General features: G+C 43.5%; 2 tRNA genes and 3 rRNA genes. All 5 read right to left on the reverse strand.

Annotated features, from left to right (window positions below):
- Positions 1-347 (reverse strand): 16S ribosomal RNA (locus EIH23_RS16095); the annotation flags it as partial.
- A gap of 122 nt (positions 348-469) precedes the next feature.
- Positions 470-546 (reverse strand) — tRNA-Ile (locus tag EIH23_RS16100).
- Positions 547-554: 8 nt separating this feature from the next.
- A tRNA-Leu gene (locus tag EIH23_RS16105) sits at positions 555-643 on the reverse strand.
- 5 nt (positions 644-648) lie between these two features.
- Positions 649-764, reverse strand: a 5S ribosomal RNA gene (rrf, locus tag EIH23_RS16110).
- A gap of 150 nt (positions 765-914) precedes the next feature.
- Positions 915-1041: ribosomal RNA gene (locus EIH23_RS16115) — 23S ribosomal RNA — on the reverse strand; the annotation flags it as partial.

Raw genomic sequence — 1041 nt, forward strand, 5'->3', positions numbered from 1 at the left:
CCACTGCTGCCTCCCGTAGGAGTTTGGACCGTGTCTCAGTTCCAATGTGGCCGATCACCCTCTCAGGTCGGCTACTGATCGTCGCCTTGGTAAGCCGTTACCTTACCAACTAGCTAATCAGACGCGGGTCCATCCTATACCGCCGGAGCTTTGATATTTCTACCATGCGATAAAAATATATCATCTCGTATTAGCGTACCTTTCGGTACGTTATCCGTGTGTATAGGGCAGGTTACCCACGCGTTACTCACCCGTCCGCCGCTCACTTCCGAAGAAGTTCGCTCGACTTGCATGTGTTAGGCACGCCGCCAGCGTTCATCCTGAGCCAGGATCAAACTCTCAAATAAAAGTTGTCCATCGCTCAGCTAATCATTATCTGAATATCTGGCTTGGTTGTTTGTGTTTTAATTCTTAAATAAGAATTAGTTATATAAATTAACCTACTGTTTAATTTTCAAAGTTCTTAAAGTGGTGGACCATCAGGGACTCGAACCCCAGACCTACCGGTTATGAGCCGGGCGCTCTAACCAACTGAGCTAATGGTCCACTTTATTTGGTGCCGAAGACCGGAATCGAACCGGTACGAGAGGTAAGTCCCGCAGGATTTTAAGTCCTGTGCGTCTGCCAGTTCCGCCACTTCGGCACTTAACGTAGCTACGTCTTACTCTCCCAGGAGGTTGCCCCCAAGTACCATCAGCGCTAAAGAGCTTAACTTCTGTGTTCGGAATGGGAACAGGTGTATCCTCTTTGCTATAGTAACTACATTAAATTGCTTTGCTTTTTCAAGCCAAGTATTATATTATCATCTTCCACTTTAGATGTCAATACTTTTTTTAAATCTTTTTTTGTAAAAAAATATTTGAGTTAATACTCTAAAAACTGCATATCATTTATTGATTTATCATTTAAATTTATTGGTCAAGTCCTCGACCTATTAGTATCGATAAGCTAAATACATTACTGCACTTACACCTTCGACCTATCAACCAGGTAGTCTTCCTGGGGTCTTACCCTTACGGTGGGAAATCTTATCTTGAAGTC

The sequence above is a fragment of the Romboutsia sp. Marseille-P6047 genome (assembly GCF_900604535.1).
In the GTDB taxonomy this organism is placed as follows: Bacteria; Bacillota; Clostridia; order Peptostreptococcales; family Peptostreptococcaceae; genus Romboutsia_E.